15 protein-coding genes and 1 rRNA gene (1 of these 16 running past the window's edge) are annotated in these 16,226 nt (G+C 45.0%); 3 read left to right on the forward strand and 13 right to left on the reverse strand.

What is annotated here, in order from left to right:
* Both K5620_RS16375 and pssA read right to left on the reverse strand, forming a co-directional pair.
* Window positions 1-200 (reverse strand): 16S ribosomal RNA (locus K5620_RS16375) (it extends 1,343 nt beyond the left edge of the window).
* A 452-nt stretch (window positions 201-652) separates the two neighbouring features.
* Window positions 653-1,495 (reverse strand): CDP-diacylglycerol--serine O-phosphatidyltransferase, encoded by an 843-nt coding sequence (gene pssA, locus K5620_RS16380; RefSeq protein WP_016401293.1) that lies wholly within the window; start codon window positions 1,493-1,495, stop codon window positions 653-655.
* 177 nt (window positions 1,496-1,672) lie between these two features.
* On the opposite strand from pssA, the gene K5620_RS16385 reads away from it, so the two are divergent.
* Window positions 1,673-1,933 (forward strand): hypothetical protein, encoded by a 261-nt coding sequence (locus K5620_RS16385; protein WP_040307051.1) that lies wholly within the window; start codon window positions 1,673-1,675, stop codon window positions 1,931-1,933.
* 18 nt (window positions 1,934-1,951) lie between these two features.
* On the opposite strand, the gene clpB is transcribed toward K5620_RS16385, so the two are convergent.
* The 3 genes from clpB to rluD all read right to left on the reverse strand — a co-directional run bounded on the left by clpB (window position 1,952) and on the right by rluD (window position 6,338).
* Window positions 1,952-4,522 (reverse strand): ATP-dependent chaperone ClpB, encoded by a 2,571-nt coding sequence (clpB, locus tag K5620_RS16390; protein ID WP_016401295.1) that lies wholly within the window; start codon window positions 4,520-4,522, stop codon window positions 1,952-1,954.
* A 116-nt stretch (window positions 4,523-4,638) separates the two neighbouring features.
* Window positions 4,639-5,367 (reverse strand): peptidoglycan editing factor PgeF, encoded by a 729-nt coding sequence (gene pgeF, locus K5620_RS16395; protein WP_016401296.1) that lies wholly within the window; start codon window positions 5,365-5,367, stop codon window positions 4,639-4,641.
* 2 nt (window positions 5,368-5,369) lie between these two features.
* On the reverse strand, window positions 5,370-6,338 hold the full coding sequence (gene rluD / locus K5620_RS16400; protein WP_016401297.1) for a 23S rRNA pseudouridine(1911/1915/1917) synthase RluD: 969 nt from the start codon (window positions 6,336-6,338) through the stop codon (window positions 5,370-5,372).
* Window positions 6,339-6,584: 246 nt separating this feature from the next.
* Here rluD and K5620_RS16405 point away from each other — a divergent pair, with 246 nt between their 5' ends.
* Complete coding sequence (locus K5620_RS16405; RefSeq protein WP_016401298.1) at window positions 6,585-7,322, forward strand: outer membrane protein assembly factor BamD; 738 nt, start codon at window positions 6,585-6,587, stop codon at window positions 7,320-7,322.
* A gap of 60 nt (window positions 7,323-7,382) precedes the next feature.
* Here K5620_RS16405 and K5620_RS16410 read toward each other — a convergent pair whose 3' ends face one another.
* A complete protein-coding gene (locus K5620_RS16410) occupies window positions 7,383-7,721 on the reverse strand; it encodes a P-II family nitrogen regulator (RefSeq protein WP_016401299.1) in 339 nt (112 codons plus the stop codon).
* Between the two features lie 333 nt (window positions 7,722-8,054).
* Between K5620_RS16410 and K5620_RS16415 the strand changes: the two genes are divergently transcribed.
* On the forward strand, window positions 8,055-8,576 hold the full coding sequence (locus tag K5620_RS16415) for a GspH/FimT family pseudopilin (RefSeq protein WP_016401300.1): 522 nt from the start codon (window positions 8,055-8,057) through the stop codon (window positions 8,574-8,576).
* A gap of 26 nt (window positions 8,577-8,602) precedes the next feature.
* Here K5620_RS16415 and K5620_RS16420 read toward each other — a convergent pair whose 3' ends face one another.
* The 7 genes from K5620_RS16420 to ispH all read right to left on the reverse strand — a co-directional run bounded on the left by K5620_RS16420 (window position 8,603) and on the right by ispH (window position 16,224).
* Window positions 8,603-8,914, reverse strand: coding sequence for a hypothetical protein (locus tag K5620_RS16420; protein WP_040307052.1), 312 nt, complete (start codon window positions 8,912-8,914; stop codon window positions 8,603-8,605).
* Complete coding sequence (locus tag K5620_RS16425; RefSeq protein ID WP_016401302.1) at window positions 8,898-9,329, reverse strand: type IV pilin protein; 432 nt, start codon at window positions 9,327-9,329, stop codon at window positions 8,898-8,900. Before K5620_RS16425 ends, K5620_RS16420 begins: the two co-directional genes overlap by 17 nt.
* Window positions 9,330-13,064, reverse strand: a complete 3,735-nt coding sequence (locus tag K5620_RS16430) for a pilus assembly protein (RefSeq protein ID WP_016401303.1) — start codon at window positions 13,062-13,064, stop codon at window positions 9,330-9,332.
* Window positions 13,065-13,120: 56 nt separating this feature from the next.
* Window positions 13,121-13,582: a hypothetical protein gene (locus K5620_RS16435; RefSeq protein ID WP_016401304.1), complete on the reverse strand. Its 462-nt coding sequence runs from the start codon at window positions 13,580-13,582 to the stop codon at window positions 13,121-13,123.
* The gene (locus K5620_RS16440) at window positions 13,582-14,592 is read right to left on the reverse strand and encodes a PilW family protein (RefSeq protein WP_016401305.1); all 1,011 of its coding nucleotides are present in this window, start codon (window positions 14,590-14,592) and stop codon (window positions 13,582-13,584) included. Before K5620_RS16440 ends, K5620_RS16435 begins: the two co-directional genes overlap by 1 nt.
* Window positions 14,589-15,149: a type IV pilus modification protein PilV gene (gene pilV / locus K5620_RS16445; RefSeq protein ID WP_016401306.1), complete on the reverse strand. Its 561-nt coding sequence runs from the start codon at window positions 15,147-15,149 to the stop codon at window positions 14,589-14,591. Before pilV ends, K5620_RS16440 begins: the two co-directional genes overlap by 4 nt.
* Window positions 15,150-15,279: 130 nt before the next feature.
* A complete protein-coding gene (gene ispH, locus K5620_RS16450; RefSeq protein ID WP_016401307.1) occupies window positions 15,280-16,224 on the reverse strand; it encodes a 4-hydroxy-3-methylbut-2-enyl diphosphate reductase in 945 nt (314 codons plus the stop codon).
* Between the last annotated feature and the right edge of the window lie 2 nt (window positions 16,225-16,226).

Below are 16,226 nucleotides of genomic sequence, written 5' to 3' on the forward strand. Positions count from 1 at the left end.
CCTCCTTTGGTCCGAAGACATTATGCGGTATTAGCAGTCGTTTCCAACTGTTGTCCCCCACGTAAAGGCATATTCCCAAGCATTACTCACCCGTCCGCCGCTCGTCATCTTCTAGCAAGCTAGAAATGTTACCGCTCGACTTGCATGTGTTAAGCCTGCCGCCAGCGTTCAATCTGAGCCATGATCAAACTCTTCAATCAAAAGTTTTTTCGCTCAAAGTTAAAAACTGAAATTATTACTGTGTTTTACAGTGCAAGACTCCAGTTCACTTAAGCTTAATTTTTTCGCTTAAGGTCCTGTGAGTGCTCACACAGATTGCTTGATAAATTGTTAAAGAGCGTTGCTTCTTGCCGAAGCGAGGTGCGCATTCTACGCTTTCCTCTGTGGCTGTCAACCGCTTTTTAAAACATTTTAAAAAGAAGTTTGAGAGCCGGCTAACTCAGCCCTAGGCCTTGCTAACCCTGACCTAGCCTTACTTCGCTTTAGTGCGCTGCGTGCCGAGTCAGTGGAGGTGCATTATAGGGAAGCGATTTGGTAAAGCAACAGTTATTTTGATTTTTTACCAATTATTGAAAGATAAAACCAAAACAGCATACTAATTAAGCAAAAAGGCACCATTTAAGCGCCTTTTTTCTCATTAAGTACTATTTTGTTACTTTTCTACTTTATCTTCAGCTACTGGTTCAATAGATTGCTCATCGTCTTTATGCTGGCTCTCTGTTCGATGACAATCTAGATCTTCTTCATCACCCACTACGTGTTTAAACTTGAGGTCCTTTACTGTGCGAACAGTGTAGATAGGTCCCGAAACAGCATAGGCGGCAAACAGTGTAAATAGGATAACTGCTGGTTTAACGGCAATAACAATAAACACCAAAACAATAAGCAGCACAGCAAAAAATGGTACACGGCCTTTTAAATCGATACCTTTGAAACTGTGATAGCGGAAGTTACTCACCATTAACAGACCACTGATGACAGTAATAAAGCAGGCAACAAATTCTAAACTGTTACCTGAAAACTGAAGGTCTTGAGCAAACCAGACCATCCCAGCTATTAACGCGGCCGCGGCTGGACTAGCTAAACCTTGAAAGAAACGTTTATCCGCAATCCCCACTTGAGTGTTAAAGCGGGCAAGGCGCAAGGCTGCACCTACTGTATAAACAAATGCTGCCAACCAGCCTATTTTGCCTAAGTCGTGCAGCGCCCAATTGTAAACCACCAGAGCAGGGGCAATACCAAAGGAAACCATATCGGCCATCGAGTCATACTCTGCACCAAAGGCACTCTCGGTATTTGTTAACCTAGCAACTCGGCCATCTACTCCATCAAAAATCATTGCAACAAAGATGGCGATAGCCGCTGCTTCAAATTGGTCGTTCATTGATGCTACTACTGCATAAAAGCCTGAAAACAGCCCTGCGGTGGTAAACAAATTGGGGAGTAAGAAGATACCTTTTTGGCGGGCACCTTCGCTAACTTTTTGCTCGGTCATTTAAATACTCTATAAAACAGCCTTAAAACTTTGGCTAAAAATAGCATAAGCCCCTAGTTGTTAATAGCAATTCAAAGACAAAAGCAGCGCAATGAACTATATCTTAGACATAAGAAATAAATATTAGGAGGAGTTCATTTTTTAGGTCGACTAAACGCACAAATTGGTAGTAACACTATGGACATAGAAAGATTGACTAAGCATTTGAGTTTAGACCCGCACCAAATTAGCCAATTTACTCAACTTGAACAACGATACAACAGCTTGATGGATGACTTATTTGGTTTTGAAGGCGATAGAAAACAAATGTGGAAAGCAATGCGAGAGTTGTTAAAAGAAAAAGATCAAGAGATTGCTAAGCTGCTTAGCGACAGCCAAACAAAAAGCTATCTCAACTTAAAACAACTCCAAAAACAACAACGTAAGCAAGCTAATTAGCTTGCTTACGCTTTACTTTTATTTAAAGGCTAATTGGCCATCTTCCAACTCGATACGAATGGTTTTTCCTGGTTCGATTTGTCCCGATAAAATGGCTTGCGCTAGGGGGTTTTCTAACTGTTGCTGAATAGCCCGCTTTAAAGGCCTTGCGCCATAGACAGGATCAAAGCCAGCTTGCCCTAATTTATCTAACACCGCATCGCTAAACTCCAACTTGTAACCTTTTTCCTCCAAACGCGGCACCAAACGCTGAACTTGTATTCCGGCAATTGTGCGGATTTGTTCGTGTGCTAATGGATGGAATACCACCGATTCATCAATTCGGTTGATAAACTCAGGCCTAAACTGCTGAGCAAGCACGCCCATCAAGGCAGTTTTTATCTCCTGATGAGTCATCTCACCATGTCGCTCTTGAATAATGTCTGAGCCAAGGTTGGACGTCATGATGATGACTGCATTGCGAAAATCTACTGTTCGCCCCTGCCCGTCAGTTAAGCGGCCATCGTCTAATACCTGCAGCAAAATGTTAAACACATCTGGATGAGCCTTTTCTACTTCATCAAGCAGAATAACCGAGTAAGGTCTGCGCCTTACAGCTTCTGTTAAATAACCGCCCTCTTCATAACCCACATAACCAGGAGGCGCCCCGACTAAACGAGCAACCGAGTGTTTCTCCATAAATTCCGACATGTCGATACGCACCATTGATTCTTCGGTATCAAACATAAATTCGGCGAGCGCTTTACATAGCTCTGTTTTACCCACACCAGTTGGTCCTAAAAACAAAAACGAGCCAATCGGGCGGTTCGGATCAGATAAACCCGCTCTGCTACGGCGAATAGCATTGGATACTGCTTCTACGGCCTCGCCTTGACCAATCACCCTATCGTGCAGCTGTTGCTCCATACGCAGCAACTTGTCGCGTTCGCCCTCCAGCATTCGATTAACTGGAATGCCAGTCCAGCGCGACAAAACATCAGCAATTTCTGCATCACTCACCTTGTTACGCAACAAACTCATATCTTGCATTTCGGCTTGCGAGGCTAAATCTAACTGGCGTTCCAATTCCGGAATGCGACCATATTGCAGCTCAGACATACGATTTAAATCGCCGGCGCGACGCGCAACGTCCATATCTAAACGAGCTTGTTCTAAATCGGCTTTAATATGCTGGGTGCCCGATAAAGCGGCTTTTTCGGCCTTCCAAACCTCGTCTAGCTCTTTAAATTTACTTTCTTTTTCAGCTAACTCTTCGTCCAGTAAAGCTAGTCGTTTAAGGCTGGCGCTATCTGCTTCTTTTTGCAGCGCTTGACGCTCCAGCTTTAACTGAATGATTTTGCGTTCAAGTTTGTCTAAGGCTTCAGGCTTAGAATCTATTTGCAGACGAATACTTGAAGCCGCTTCGTCTATAAGGTCGATAGCTTTATCGGGTAATTGCCTATCGGAAATATAGCGATGTGACAAACTGGCCGCTGCAACAATCGCAGGGTCAGTAATTTCAACCGAGTGGTGCAACTCATAACGCTCTTTTAAACCACGTAAAATCGCTATGGTGTCTTCAACGTTAGGCTCTTCCACCAGCACTTTTTGGAAGCGACGCTCAAGTGCCGCATCTTTTTCAATGTACTGACGATACTCATTTAACGTTGTTGCGCCTACACAATGCAGTTCACCACGCGCCAAAGCAGGTTTAAGCATATTACCTGCATCCATCGCGCCATCGCCTTTACCGGCACCAACCATAGTGTGCAACTCATCGATGAAAAGTATCACTTGGCCTTCTTCTTGAGAAAGCTCATTAAGCACTGCTTTTAAGCGCTCTTCAAACTCGCCGCGATATTTAGCCCCGGCCACCAAAGAACCCATATCAAGCGATAAGACGCGTTTGTTTTTTAGTCCTTCCGGCACTTCGTGGTTAATGATCCGCTGAGCTAAGCCTTCGGCTATCGCGGTTTTGCCCACTCCGGGCTCACCAATTAATACTGGGTTATTTTTGGTACGACGCTGCAATACCTGCACGGTGCGACGAATCTCGTCGTCACGACCGATCACCGGGTCAAGCTTACCTTGCTCGGCACGCTCGGTAAGATCTATGGTGTATTTTTCTAGTGCTTGGCGCTGGTCTTCGGCGTTAGGGTCATCAACTTTTTGGCCACCTCGAATTTTGGTAATGGCTTTTTCTATATTCTCTTTATTTGCGCCTAACTCACGCATAATATCGCCAAGCTTACCTTTGTCTTCAGTAACAGCTAAAAAGAAGATTTCTGATGAAATGAATTTATCTTTACGCTTTTGCGCCAACTTGTCACAAAGGTTAAGTAACACCACTAACTGGTTCGAAAGCTGTACTTCGCCACCAGTGCCTTCAACACGTGGCAACTGCTCTAGGGCTTGGGAAAGCTGAGAACGTAAGGCGCTGCCTTCAATTCCCGCTTCTACTAATAATGGCCTTAGCGAAGCGGCATCTTGATTTAGCATGGCCGACATTAAATGCACCGGTTCAATAAACTGGTGGTCGCGCCCCAATGCTAAAGATTGAGCGTCTGAAATCGCTAATTGAAATTTGCTTGTGAATCTATCTAGGCGCATGTCACACCTCCACATATATTAAGCTATTAATGAATATGTGGGATTAGATGTAAAAAAATTCAAGATAAATGGCATTAAAAAACCATCAAGACGATGGTTTTGTGAGCTTTATTGCTTTAGCTAAGCCAGATGGCTGCAGCCATTCGCCCGGTTTGGCCGTCACGCCGGTAAGAAAAGAAACGTGAGGCATTATTTAAAGTACAGCTCGCATCAGCATAAACATCATTCAAACCTAGCGCGCTAAGACGCTGCTTAGCCAATTGGTGGATATCGGCATAATACTTACCGCTATTTGCGCTAGCCGTAAAAGCGCTGGCCGACTTTGAGTCTTTAGCAACAAATTGCTGATAAACTTCAGCACCTACTTCAAAGGCATCTGGGCCAATCGCAGGACCAAACCAAGCCATGATCTCACTGGGAGCAATGTTCATTGCTGCTACGGTATTTTCTAACACACCATCGAGCAAACCGCGCCACCCAGCGTGTGCCGCCGCCACTACCGTGCCTTGTTTATCGCAAAAAAGTACTGGTAAACAATCTGCGGTCATTACTACACATACCGCATGCTCTTGCTTCGCGACGCTGGCATCTGCCTCAGCAAAACGCATGCTAGGCTCACTGGCATCTACCACACGAGTGCTGTGAATTTGCTTTAACCAACACACTTGCTGTGGCATACCTTGTTGGAAATGCTGCCGATTGGTCTGCACTGCGCTGGCGTCGTCCCCCACATGATCACCCAGATTGTAGGAATCATAGGGAGCCAAGCTAGCGCCTGCTAAGCGGTCACTGTAAACCGCTTTTACATTTTTTGGGCTAGGCCAATCAATCAGCAATTTAGCCATGATTAGCCTAAATCAGGATTGAGTTTATGATCAGCGCGCAAGGCATCGGCAATATCTAACATGTCTTGAGGAACTGGTGCGTGCCACTCCATCATTTCGCCCGTAATTGGGTGCTCTAAACGCAACATTACCGCATGCAGTGCTTGGCGCTGAAAACCACGCATAGCAGTAATCAACTCTTCACTAGAGCCTTTAGGTAAACGCAAACGACCGTAGGTTTGGTCACCTAAAAGTGAGTGTCCAATATGCGCCATGTGCACCCGAATTTGGTGAGTACGGCCTGTTTCCAAGCGCAAGCGGATACGCGTATGTTGGCGAAACTTCTCCGCTACGCGGTAATGCGTTACAGCAGGTTTACCAGTAGCAACTACAGCCATATGAGTGCGCTTAGTTGGATGGCGACCAATCGGCTCTTCCACCAATCCACCAGCAGTCATTACCCCGGTAGCAATCGCTTCATACTCACGGGTTACATGGCGAGCTTGAAGCGCTTCAACTAAATGAGTTTGCGCAGGCACGGTTTTAGCCACCACCATAAGTCCAGAGGTATCTTTATCTAAACGGTGCACAATACCGGCGCGAGCCACTTCGGCAATTGATGGATAACGATGCAATAAAGCATTGAGTACAGTGCCGCTGTTATTGCCAGCACCAGGGTGCACCACCATGTTAATAGGCTTATTGATCACCAGAATATCGTCGTCTTCATAAACGATATCGAGCTCAATATCTTCAGCTTGGGCTTCAACCACGTCTTCCAACACGGTATTTAATACAATTTCTTCCCCGCCAACTACCTTTTCCCTCGGTTTAACTTTCAGTTCGCCATCTAAACGAACACATTCGCCAACGATCCATTCTTTGATCCGTGAACGGGAATAATCTGGAAACAACGCAGCTAACGCCTGATCGAGGCGAGCTCCAGCTAGCTCATCATCAACGATTGCTCGCAACTCTAAAGGTTGACTCATCTTAGGTTTTACCTCTAACAGGAAGGCCAAAACGGGCTATTGTAATCATTCCTAGCTTAAAGCATAGAAGAAAATGGTTTGTTAGATGCACCTCCCACTATATATGTCACTCGGTGATTGACGGTTTAAGTGGCATAGAGGATACTGTTTGCCCATTATTTGAGGTGTTTAACCTAATACTTTTCGACGTTGAGACGAGTATTGTTATTTGGTTATCACAGAAACAACAAAGACGATTTTTAGTCCATGATGCGCGTTTATAAGCAAACAATTTCAGTAATACTGCTCGGCTTGATGCTTGGAGCTTGTTCTTCGAATTCAAAAGAAAAGCCAAAGATCCCCGACAAACCAGCGTCGGAGCTATACGCTGAAGCCCAAACAGCAATCAACAATGGCGCGTTTACCGATGCAGTTGAGAACTTAGAAGCCTTAGATACGCGCTATCCTTTTGGTCCCTACTCTAATCAAGTACAGCTTGACCTTATCTACGTATATTACAAACGTAGTGATACAGCGATGGCTTTAGCGAGCACCGACCGTTTCATTCGCAATAACCCAACGCACAGTGAGTTAGATTACGTCTATTACATGCGCGGGCTTACCAATATGGCGGCAGACTACAACTTATTCCAAAGCGTTGTTGGTATTGACCGTTTTGACCGAGACCCAAGCTTTTCTCGCCAAGCCTTTAACGACTTTAAAACCTTGATTAATCGTTATCCGCACAGTGATTATGCTGCAGATGCCAAGCAGCGCATGGTTCACTTAAAAGATAACTTAGCCCGCTACGAAGTATCGGTGGCGCGTTACTATATTAAGCGTGAAGCTTATATTGGTGCGGTAAATCGCGCTCGCTATGTGATTGAGAACTTCTCTGATACTCCATCTGCGCGCGATGCACTTAAAGTGATGGAAGATGGCTACAAGGCTCTAGGCATTACTGATAAAGCGGAGCAAACCGCATTAATACTTAGTGTGAATTAAGATTGACTAAGCATAAAAAAGGCGAGCTAATAGCTCGCCTTTTTTGTATCTGGGTACGCGTTAAATCGCATCTTCGTTTTCTTCACCAGTACGTATACGGATAACGCGGTCTACATCGCGAACAAAGATCTTACCATCGCCAATCTTGCCTGTTTGCGCGGTTTGCACAATGGCTTCAATACAACGCTCTAGATCATCTTTTTGAACGACTAGCTCTAGCTTCATTTTTGGCAAGAAGTCTACTTTGTACTCAGCGCCACGGTAAAGCTCAGTGTGGCCTTTTTGTCGACCAAAGCCTTTTACTTCGGTAACTGTCATACCCGTAATACCAATATCAGCTAAAGCTTCGCGAACATCATCCATTTTAAATGGCTTGATAATTGCCGTGACTTGCTTCATGTGTACTTCCTTTTATTTATCATTTTGTTGAGTATCTATGTCCTTACTTTAAGCCAAGCGCGCGCATGTGACAACGTTATACACTTAGCTTAATCAGGGAATTGGCTAAAAAACACCACTCGGCTCACGCAAAATCAATATCTTAGCTAAATTTTTTCGACTTAACCGTCATCGCAAGAATCATCAATTGAATAAATGATTCAACATTTCAACCAGCCCTTGATTTTATTCATTGAACTTACCACACACTTCGTACAAAAAATCCCTCTGTAGCTGCAGACCCGCCATAAGCGTATACACTTACAGTAAAGACTTGAGTTAAGAGTGCCTTAATTGACTAAGCAAACCGGATTTACCTTACTTGAATTAATGATAACCATTGCAATCGCGGTGGTATTACTGGGTATCGGCGTACCCAGTATGAACAGTTTGTTTCAGTCAATGGCGGCGGATGCATCAAGCAACCGGATGATGCGAGAAGTGCGTTTTGCTCGCAGCCAAGCAATAAACCTTAATCAACGTGTAGTTGTTTGTGCCCTAAAGGCCAATGGCAGCGACTGTGGCGGAGAAGTGAATTCTGGTTTAACGGTATTCGCCGACGATAATAACAATGGAAAATTGGATAGTGGTGAGAAAGTTCTACTGGCAGCAGAGCCATTTACTAAGGCTGGCAATATCGACTTTAAAGGAGCAGTAGATTCATTTTCTTTTCAGAGCGATGGTTTAATTGCTGGGGCTTCGGGAAGCCTATACTTTTGTTCAAATGATAATAGCTACATTGATGGTGTAGTTATCTCAAAAGGCGGCAATATTCGTTTTATAACCGATAGTGAAAAAAGCAGCTGCCCTATCTAAGCCTGTGACTGAGCTCCCCACTCTAATTAATATTCAAGTTCTGCAAATCGTACATTCGCAATATCACTGCTAAACTCACTGTTAAATTCAACACATTCAATCTGAGAAATACTGCCAAACTTTTGTGCACTAGCGGTGTGATTGGTATACCGCTGTTTAATTTCCGCTGTAATCTCTGCTATTGAATCTAGATCTTTAGGCGAAGCTATTACCACTTGATCATAACCTGTGGAGCCAGCCATGTAGCACTTAACGGTAATCGCCCAGCTTGAAGACATGGGCAAAATCAAACATAAGAAAATAGCTAAACCTTTCATAAGATCACCAACAATCAGCATTTGAATTTCCCGACGAATCCTCAGCAGACTTGCTGCCCTCATCATCGATAGAGAAAATTTTACAGTCGGTATCAGCACTAAGTTGAGTACCTAAAGCAGTCGCCTTAGCTGTAAATGTACTAGCCGCTGCAGAACTACTTAGCGTAATGGCATAATAGCCATTCTCGGTGTTATAAGAGCCTGCACCAGACGCAGCCAAGCTCAAGCTGGCAAGGTTAGCTGCATAACTCGCATTATCGGCGTAATACTGTTCTTGTAATACCGCTAAGGTGGCTAGTTCTTTTTTGGCCTCACTGCGCCGAGATTCGGCGACAAATGACGTATAAGCAGGGTAAGCTACCGCCGCCAATATGGCGACAATAGCTACCGCAATCATGAGCTCCATTAAGGTGACGCCGCGCATCGAGTGTTTCATTTAGCCCTCATCAAAATAGAAGTAAATTTGTTTTGGACTCATGTCCATATTGGCTTCTCTCGAGCCTTCCTTACACTCGCCGGCATTTTCACAAGTATGATCATTGTTTTCATCTTGATCATCAAACTCTAGATCTTCACCGGGATCTCCACCAAAAACTCTTACCACCGACTCGCCTTGCTCATCCTCGCCAGAGTGAATAATCAAATCATCGGGTACTTTGTTGTCTACATCATAGTAACGACTGTTATTGATACTGGTACCTATGTGCATATCTACAGCATAAGTGCGACCTTTGCCGATGGTGGGGATAGTACATGTTGCCGAGTTAGTGGTTTCTGGAATGAACGAAGTGAAATACAACTCACCACCTAATACCAAAGCCGCTCCCAAGGACTTTTCGCCGTCCTCAACCAAGTTATATACCCAACCTTTGGACGCACCCAGCGCAATGAGCTGTGTTTCAATGGCGGTTTCATCACTTAATGCACCAATAGGATCACTGGTAATGTTGTATAAATCATTAGAAACAATGGCTACTGGTTGAGCATCGTCGTCAAGCGCGCCAAAATCGGTAACTTGAACATTATAATCACGGAACATATAGAAGCGGTTGTCTACTCCGTTGGGATCTTTATCACTCACCGGTTTAGTTCTGTCACCCGTTCCGATTAATACCGCATCGTATGGAATTTGCTGAGAGTCAGTAATGGTTAATTGGTCATCCCCTTGTCCGGTAGTGATGCGCGTGAGCTTTTTCAGGTAGGTTCTTACAATCACCGGTTCGGTAAAAAACTTACGTTTATCGGTAACTACTGAGCTATCACTAATGCTCGCTAAAGCGGTCATTTTCCACTTCGATTGCGTCGCCGAAAACAAATCCACTCGCCATACGTGGCCTCCGGTATCGCCAAAGTACAAGCGGTCAATATTTCCATCGCCATCACTATCTAAAGTTGCGACTTTAGCAGGAATGCTGTGAGTCAGGCGGTCATCATCTCCCGGTGTAATGCTCCACACTAAACTGCCATCTAAAGCATCAACAATAAATACACCACGGCCTCGATCATCATCACCAGGAGTGGCTAAATCTTGGTTGGTATCATAACCACCACCAAATATAACTACCGGATTACTATGGCCCGGTACATAACCTACTGTAGGCTGAGACCAACTTTGTCCAAGCTCAGACATGCCGGTGCTGGAACTATCAATCCTCCACAACATTTTGGGTAAGTCAGGCTTGGTAAGGTCCATCGCATAATAAGCATCTCCACCGCGGCGTAGTCCGGTAAACACCAGTACTTTGTCACCACTGCTGCTGTACTTGCCATCATTGTCGGCATCTTTAAGGAATACAGTTGGAGTGCCGTCTATCCCATATACATGTTGCGAGCTTGCTATGTTACTGCGCAAGGTAAGCTGCCTGCCTAGTAGCTCATAGGGGAAAAATGCCCAGCTTTCTGTAACACTTGATCCGGTATCTTTAAACATATGCATAGCACCACCATTGGTACCTACAATGATTCTTATGTCCATGTCATCGGGATCTGTGCTGTCGGCAGCTGCGCCACTGCGTAAACCGTAGTTAATGACTAAGGGGCGAGAATGCAGCGGATCGCCCATTAAATCACTGCGAATAGTGGTGCTGGTATCTCCGTCATCATTATCTACATCAGTACCACGGATCCAACTTACATGATCAGCAATATCGTCTTCAACAACACCAAGTTGGTTAGCCAAATCGGCATTGCTACCCGCCTTTGTGACCAAGTTGTTAGTAGTTAAAGTGGTGAAGCTTCCGCTATCTGTTTGATTGAAATACACCATTCGAGCGTCATTGCTGAGTAAGGTTTCAGAGACCCCTCCTAGCTCTACGTTGTTGCCATCTTTGACTAAAGACCAAAATGTTTTGGCTTCGTCGATGATAGAACCATCTGCACCAATAGCAGGATTCCCATTTTGATCTGCCATGTAGCCTTCAGAAGACAGTTCCAGCTTTTTCAAGTTGCCTCGCCAACGTGGATTAAGCGAAGGCTTGAACATGGCGTAATAAACTCTATCTAGAGTACGAGTGCGGTCAAAGTTGTTGCTAGTTACAGCGGGAGAAACCAAAGAAGAACTCTCTTCATAGATTCCGATTAAGGCTTGACGAAAAGCCGCTTCTAAAGAGACGCCATCTTCAGCAGGATAAAAGCGCCCCTGCGCATTTTCGGCAGTAGCAGTTAACATTGCCGTGCCGCCTTCGATAACATCTTCACCAAAACCAATAGTAGATATTTTTGCGTACTGCCTACCCGTCATGTTGGGGTTAATATCGTTGGTATTCATCCATTTAGATAACACAGGTAAATACGAGGTTTCGCTGCCAGTGCCAAAACCAACTGGATCCTTCCAAGTACAACCATTAACCGTGGTGGCATTATCACAACCAAATACATTGTCAGTATTAATTGGCAGATTTTTAACATTTTGATTTTCACCAGCATCAACACTCGGTGTGCCATCGGTGACGTAGATGATGTTGATTGAGCTATCGCATCCCACTTCATAGGGAGATATATACGTATTTGTTCCTCCGGAGGACGTCTCAATAGTTTTATCTCGATCGTTTTTCTCGTTGTTATTCCCCCTTTCTCCATAATCTACCGCTTCTCCAGCAAAGTAATGTTTGGCCTCCATTAGCGTCTCTACTAGCGGGGTTCCGCCATCGGCAGTGAGCTCTATAATATCTGATATAAGATCCTGATTATCATCCGAGGCTTGAATCCCCCGAATCACCCTGCCGCCATCGTTAGAGCGATTAAACACCATCAAGCCAAATTTAACCCCATTAATGGTACTTAAAGCATTTTCCATTGCTTCTTGAGCAATTTCGATACGAGGTCGAGTAGTAGTTGCATCTGAGTGATGATACCAACGTAGGTAATTTGCAGAGTAGAGCGTAATTAAGTAGCCATCATCAAATGAGTCCTTGGTGGTTTGCTCTGCATCGGTTTTATTAAGGGTATAGAAGTCATCAGTGTTATTTGCTGCACCATTAATAGGGTAGCCCTGCGGTGCATCTACATATGAGTTATTACTCTCGCGATATTGACCAGGGTTAATTGTGGAAACGACTTTATCCACAAAACTCCCGTCGGAAGCCTGCAGCTTTACGGTAAATGAGCGAGGGTCTCCTTCATCATCCAGTAAACGACCATCACTCGCATCGCTACTAAGTTCATAGTCATCCATGCAATCAAGAACGGTATAGTTAGCCCCATTGTTAAGGCGAACATCGTCCCATGAGCCAGTGCCACCTTGCACCCGGTGCTCACGAAAGTAACCAGTAAAAATACCGTTTTTAGCTAAGGCTTCATAAGATGCTGCGCAATTATTAATGTCCCAAATAAACCGCCGATCATCATTGGCCCCGGTGGGAATATACGAGCCATCAACACCGTTAACCGTGAAATAGATGAAATCATTATCTAGGCTGTTTTGAGAGCTAACCGCAATAGGATAATCTTGGTAACTAACATCGCCATTACTGTCTCGGTTGTATCCTTGGCGAGTGGTTATATTCCAAGCCATACTGCCCGAAGTATCAAATATAATTAACACCTTCGGGTCAGCCGAACTCAAGCTATTAAAATCAAATAAAAATAGCTCTGTATCATCAGCCCAAACTGGAAGAGTTACTGCTGCGGAACACAACCATGCAAGCAGTCCCGACTTTAACCGACCGTTCATCTGCTCTCTCCTTGTTGCCTTGCCTGCAAACTATGCAAGCGGCTTTACCGTTTTGGCTATAGCATCGGCTGCTCTATACCGGCAGCTATTGACGTTGAAGCTCGATTAGCCTTTCCATATGTTTTTGTTGCATCTACTCGTACGTAGCGACACTGCGTAATGGCGTTATTGCTACTGGCGGTAAAACTGCGCGCACACACGCTGTCTATCGTATGAATCATGGTACCGTCAGCCCCGGTTACCATGGTTGACACTGCCATCGATGCAGCAGGTGCCATAGCGCCAATCACCCCTTGAAGATTAGGCTCAATAATTAACTCATTCATTTCGCCTTCAAGTAAGTGCTCTGCACCCACCCGGTCCCCCATCGCAGACACTACTTTTAGTCCTTGGTTAGCGCTACTTAATAACACCCCACCTAAAAAGCTTAAAATGAGCAAAAATAACATTGCCACAAACAAAGCGGCCCCTTGCTGGCTCTTGGCTTTATTTTGGCTAAGCAAAACAGTTAGTTGCATCAATACACCATGTTTCTTAGTGATACCACCGACTCAAATAAGGCCCGTCGATAATGATCGTTAGCAGCAGCGACACTCAAATCGCCTAATTCGTAGCTATTCCCATTAGTATAGTTTTTATCCTCGGTTAAGGAGCGAACCAACAAAAATACTTTAGCGCCAATCACTCTGCCTTCACTCCATTGCTGAGGTGTCACGTTGTCTGAGGAGACAAAGTCATTTACCACACCATCTTGAGTGGTATCGGTATCCACTCCCAGCAATACGCGCATCCGCTCGATGCCTTCCACCAAGGGGCCAGATCCCAAGATTTGCATCCCGCTGTTATTATCAAGGTATAGCTGACGAAGCACCGGCAAACCTGACTGAGCGCTCACATCCAGATAGTAAACAATATGCTGGTATTCCCATATTTGCCTGCCAGGCATTACTGTCTCGGTAGGCCAAGGGTCTGCAGAGGTAAATATTTGGGCACTGGCTGCATTTGCGGCAAAGTAGTAGCGGTCAGAATCTAATTCCCCCGCAGATTGGATGGGTGAGCCAATCACTCTTTTGATGCCAATAACATCTGAATCTACAACCAAATTACTGCGGCTACTCACGCAACTGTATTGGCCATTAAGAGAGTTTGAGCTATTTATCTGTCCTACAAACAAGGAGCTAAATCGGCCATCCACAGAGGGAAAGGAACCTTCTGGAGTACTACCAATCCAGTCTATTGTGCAATCATTAGCTGCGGTAATATCGGTGGCGACTAGCTCAACGCCAGAGCCGCGAACCATTGGATTACCGGTATACTCCCCAAAAAAACCCACCATTCTTAAATCACGAGTAATCAAGTGCATGGCTATTCTGCCACTCTCCATCAATTGCTCACTATGGTAGGTTGATTCGGTACTGCGCTGCGAGGCGACCAAAAAACTACTAATCCCTGCAGTTAAGAATAGTCCGATCACAATGGCAATTAGCCATTCAATAAGGGTAAAGCCCTGCTGAGAATGCCTAATCATGAAGCCACCCGCGTCGTTAAGGCCATCTTGCGGCGTTTATCTGACTGCGCTCCGCAATTGGCGGTAACCGTATTACTGCTGGTAATGCCACTAAAAGACTGCCTCGATAACCAAGTAACTACCACGGTAAGCTCTCCGTTAGCGCTTAACAATACGCAACCGTTTGGCTTAACTAAGCCGCCCTTAGCACCTGCTGCTTTGGCATAGAGGCCATACTCCCAATGGTAAAGATCGTAATTCACTACATCGGCAAGGCTACAAGCGGTCATTAAACCACTATCCTCGGCGCAAGCGGGTTTTGCTCTGGCGGTTTGACCATCACCTACGGTAACTGTAGCGGGGTTATTGGCTTGCCAAGCAATATGATTAAGGCGAACCCGCTCCACCATGTCTTCAGCTAAAATCATGGCAACAGTACGTTGATGGGTCTCGAAACTTGAGCGCTTGGCAACCGCTTGCATAGCAACAACCGCTAGCAAGCCTACCGCCAATATAAAAGAGGTGATAATAACTTCAATCAGAGTAAACCCTCTGATTTTTGAGTGTTTTAGCTGCATCCCGACCTACCCATCCTTGATGCTTTGTGGCCTTCGATAGCGGAGCCTTCCGAAGCGAGCAATTAATTAGGGTATAGCGCAAAAAAGAAGGCTATGCCTTCTTTTTTGGTTTAGTTGAGAGATGAGTCAGTTAGCTGGTTTGAGTAACTCTAAGCTCTGCGGGGACTTCAAAAATGGTGTTTTCTTCGCGGCCAGGATTTTCAACAACGGTTACTCCCCCCATCGCTTTTAAACCAGATACCACTTCTTCCACCAGCACCTCAGGGGCCGAAGCGCCAGCTGTAACACCAATGCGACTATCGGCTTTAAACCATTGGCAATTAATGTCGCTAACGCCATCAATAAGGTAGGCAGCTGCACCTGACTTCTCAGCTTTTTCACGCAGTCGGTTAGAGTTAGAAGAGTTTTTCGATCCTACTACCAATACCACGTCAGATTTTTCTGCCAAATCTTTCACCGCATCTTGGCGGTTCTGGGTGGCATAACAAATATCGTCTTTACGAGGCCCTTGAATTTCTGGAAAAGTCACACGTAATGCGTCGATGATCGCGGAGGTATCGTCAACCGACAGAGTAGTTTGAGTACAGTAAAACAACTGCTCAGGCTTCTTAACCTGCAGCTTAGCAACATCTTCTACGGTTTCTACCAAGTAAATACCACCGTCAGCGTTGTCGTATTGGCCCATAGTGCCATTAACTTCAGGGTGGCCATGGTGGCCAATCAAAATACACTCAATGCCTTTACGGCTGGCACGAGTAACTTCCATGTGCACTTTAGTTACGAGTGGGCATGTAGCATCGAAGATTTTAAGATCACGTTGTTTGGCTTCTGCACGTACAGCTTGAGACACGCCATGAGCGCTAAAGATACAAATACTGCCTTCGGGCACATCGCTAAGTTCATCAACAAACTCAGCACCACGTTTACGTAAACCATCTACTACATAGCGGTTGTGAACCACTTCATGGCGAACATAAATAGGCGCACCAAACATTTCTAAAGCACGTTCAACTATAGAAATAGCGCGGTCAACACCAGCGCAAAAACCGCGAGGATTCGCTAACAGTATTTCCACTA

Source organism: Agarivorans albus, from assembly GCF_019670105.1.
Lineage (GTDB): Bacteria > Pseudomonadota > Gammaproteobacteria > Enterobacterales > Celerinatantimonadaceae > Agarivorans > Agarivorans albus.

Bases quoted from the DNA above. Each gene is read 5' to 3' on its own strand.
- K5620_RS16420 (WP_040307052.1), bottom strand. From the start codon at position 8,914: ATGCTGATTGTTGGTGATCTTATGAAAGGTTTAGCTATTTTCTTATGT.
- K5620_RS16385 (WP_040307051.1), top strand. From the start codon at position 1,673: ATGGACATAGAAAGATTGACTAAGCATTTGAGTTTAGACCCGCACCAA.
- clpB (WP_016401295.1), bottom strand. From the start codon at position 4,522: ATGCGCCTAGATAGATTCACAAGCAAATTTCAATTAGCGATTTCAGAC.
- K5620_RS16410 (WP_016401299.1), bottom strand. From the start codon at position 7,721: ATGAAGCAAGTCACGGCAATTATCAAGCCATTTAAAATGGATGATGTT.
- pssA (WP_016401293.1), bottom strand. From the start codon at position 1,495: ATGACCGAGCAAAAAGTTAGCGAAGGTGCCCGCCAAAAAGGTATCTTC.
- rluD (WP_016401297.1), bottom strand. From the start codon at position 6,338: ATGAGTCAACCTTTAGAGTTGCGAGCAATCGTTGATGATGAGCTAGCT.
- K5620_RS16440 (WP_016401305.1), bottom strand. From the start codon at position 14,592: ATGATTAGGCATTCTCAGCAGGGCTTTACCCTTATTGAATGGCTAATT.
- K5620_RS16405 (WP_016401298.1), top strand. From the start codon at position 6,585: ATGATGCGCGTTTATAAGCAAACAATTTCAGTAATACTGCTCGGCTTG.
- K5620_RS16430 (WP_016401303.1), bottom strand. From the start codon at position 13,064: ATGAACGGTCGGTTAAAGTCGGGACTGCTTGCATGGTTGTGTTCCGCA.
- pgeF (WP_016401296.1), bottom strand. From the start codon at position 5,367: ATGGCTAAATTGCTGATTGATTGGCCTAGCCCAAAAAATGTAAAAGCG.
- pilV (WP_016401306.1), bottom strand. From the start codon at position 15,149: ATGCAGCTAAAACACTCAAAAATCAGAGGGTTTACTCTGATTGAAGTT.
- K5620_RS16435 (WP_016401304.1), bottom strand. From the start codon at position 13,582: ATGCAACTAACTGTTTTGCTTAGCCAAAATAAAGCCAAGAGCCAGCAA.
- K5620_RS16425 (WP_016401302.1), bottom strand. From the start codon at position 9,329: ATGAAACACTCGATGCGCGGCGTCACCTTAATGGAGCTCATGATTGCG.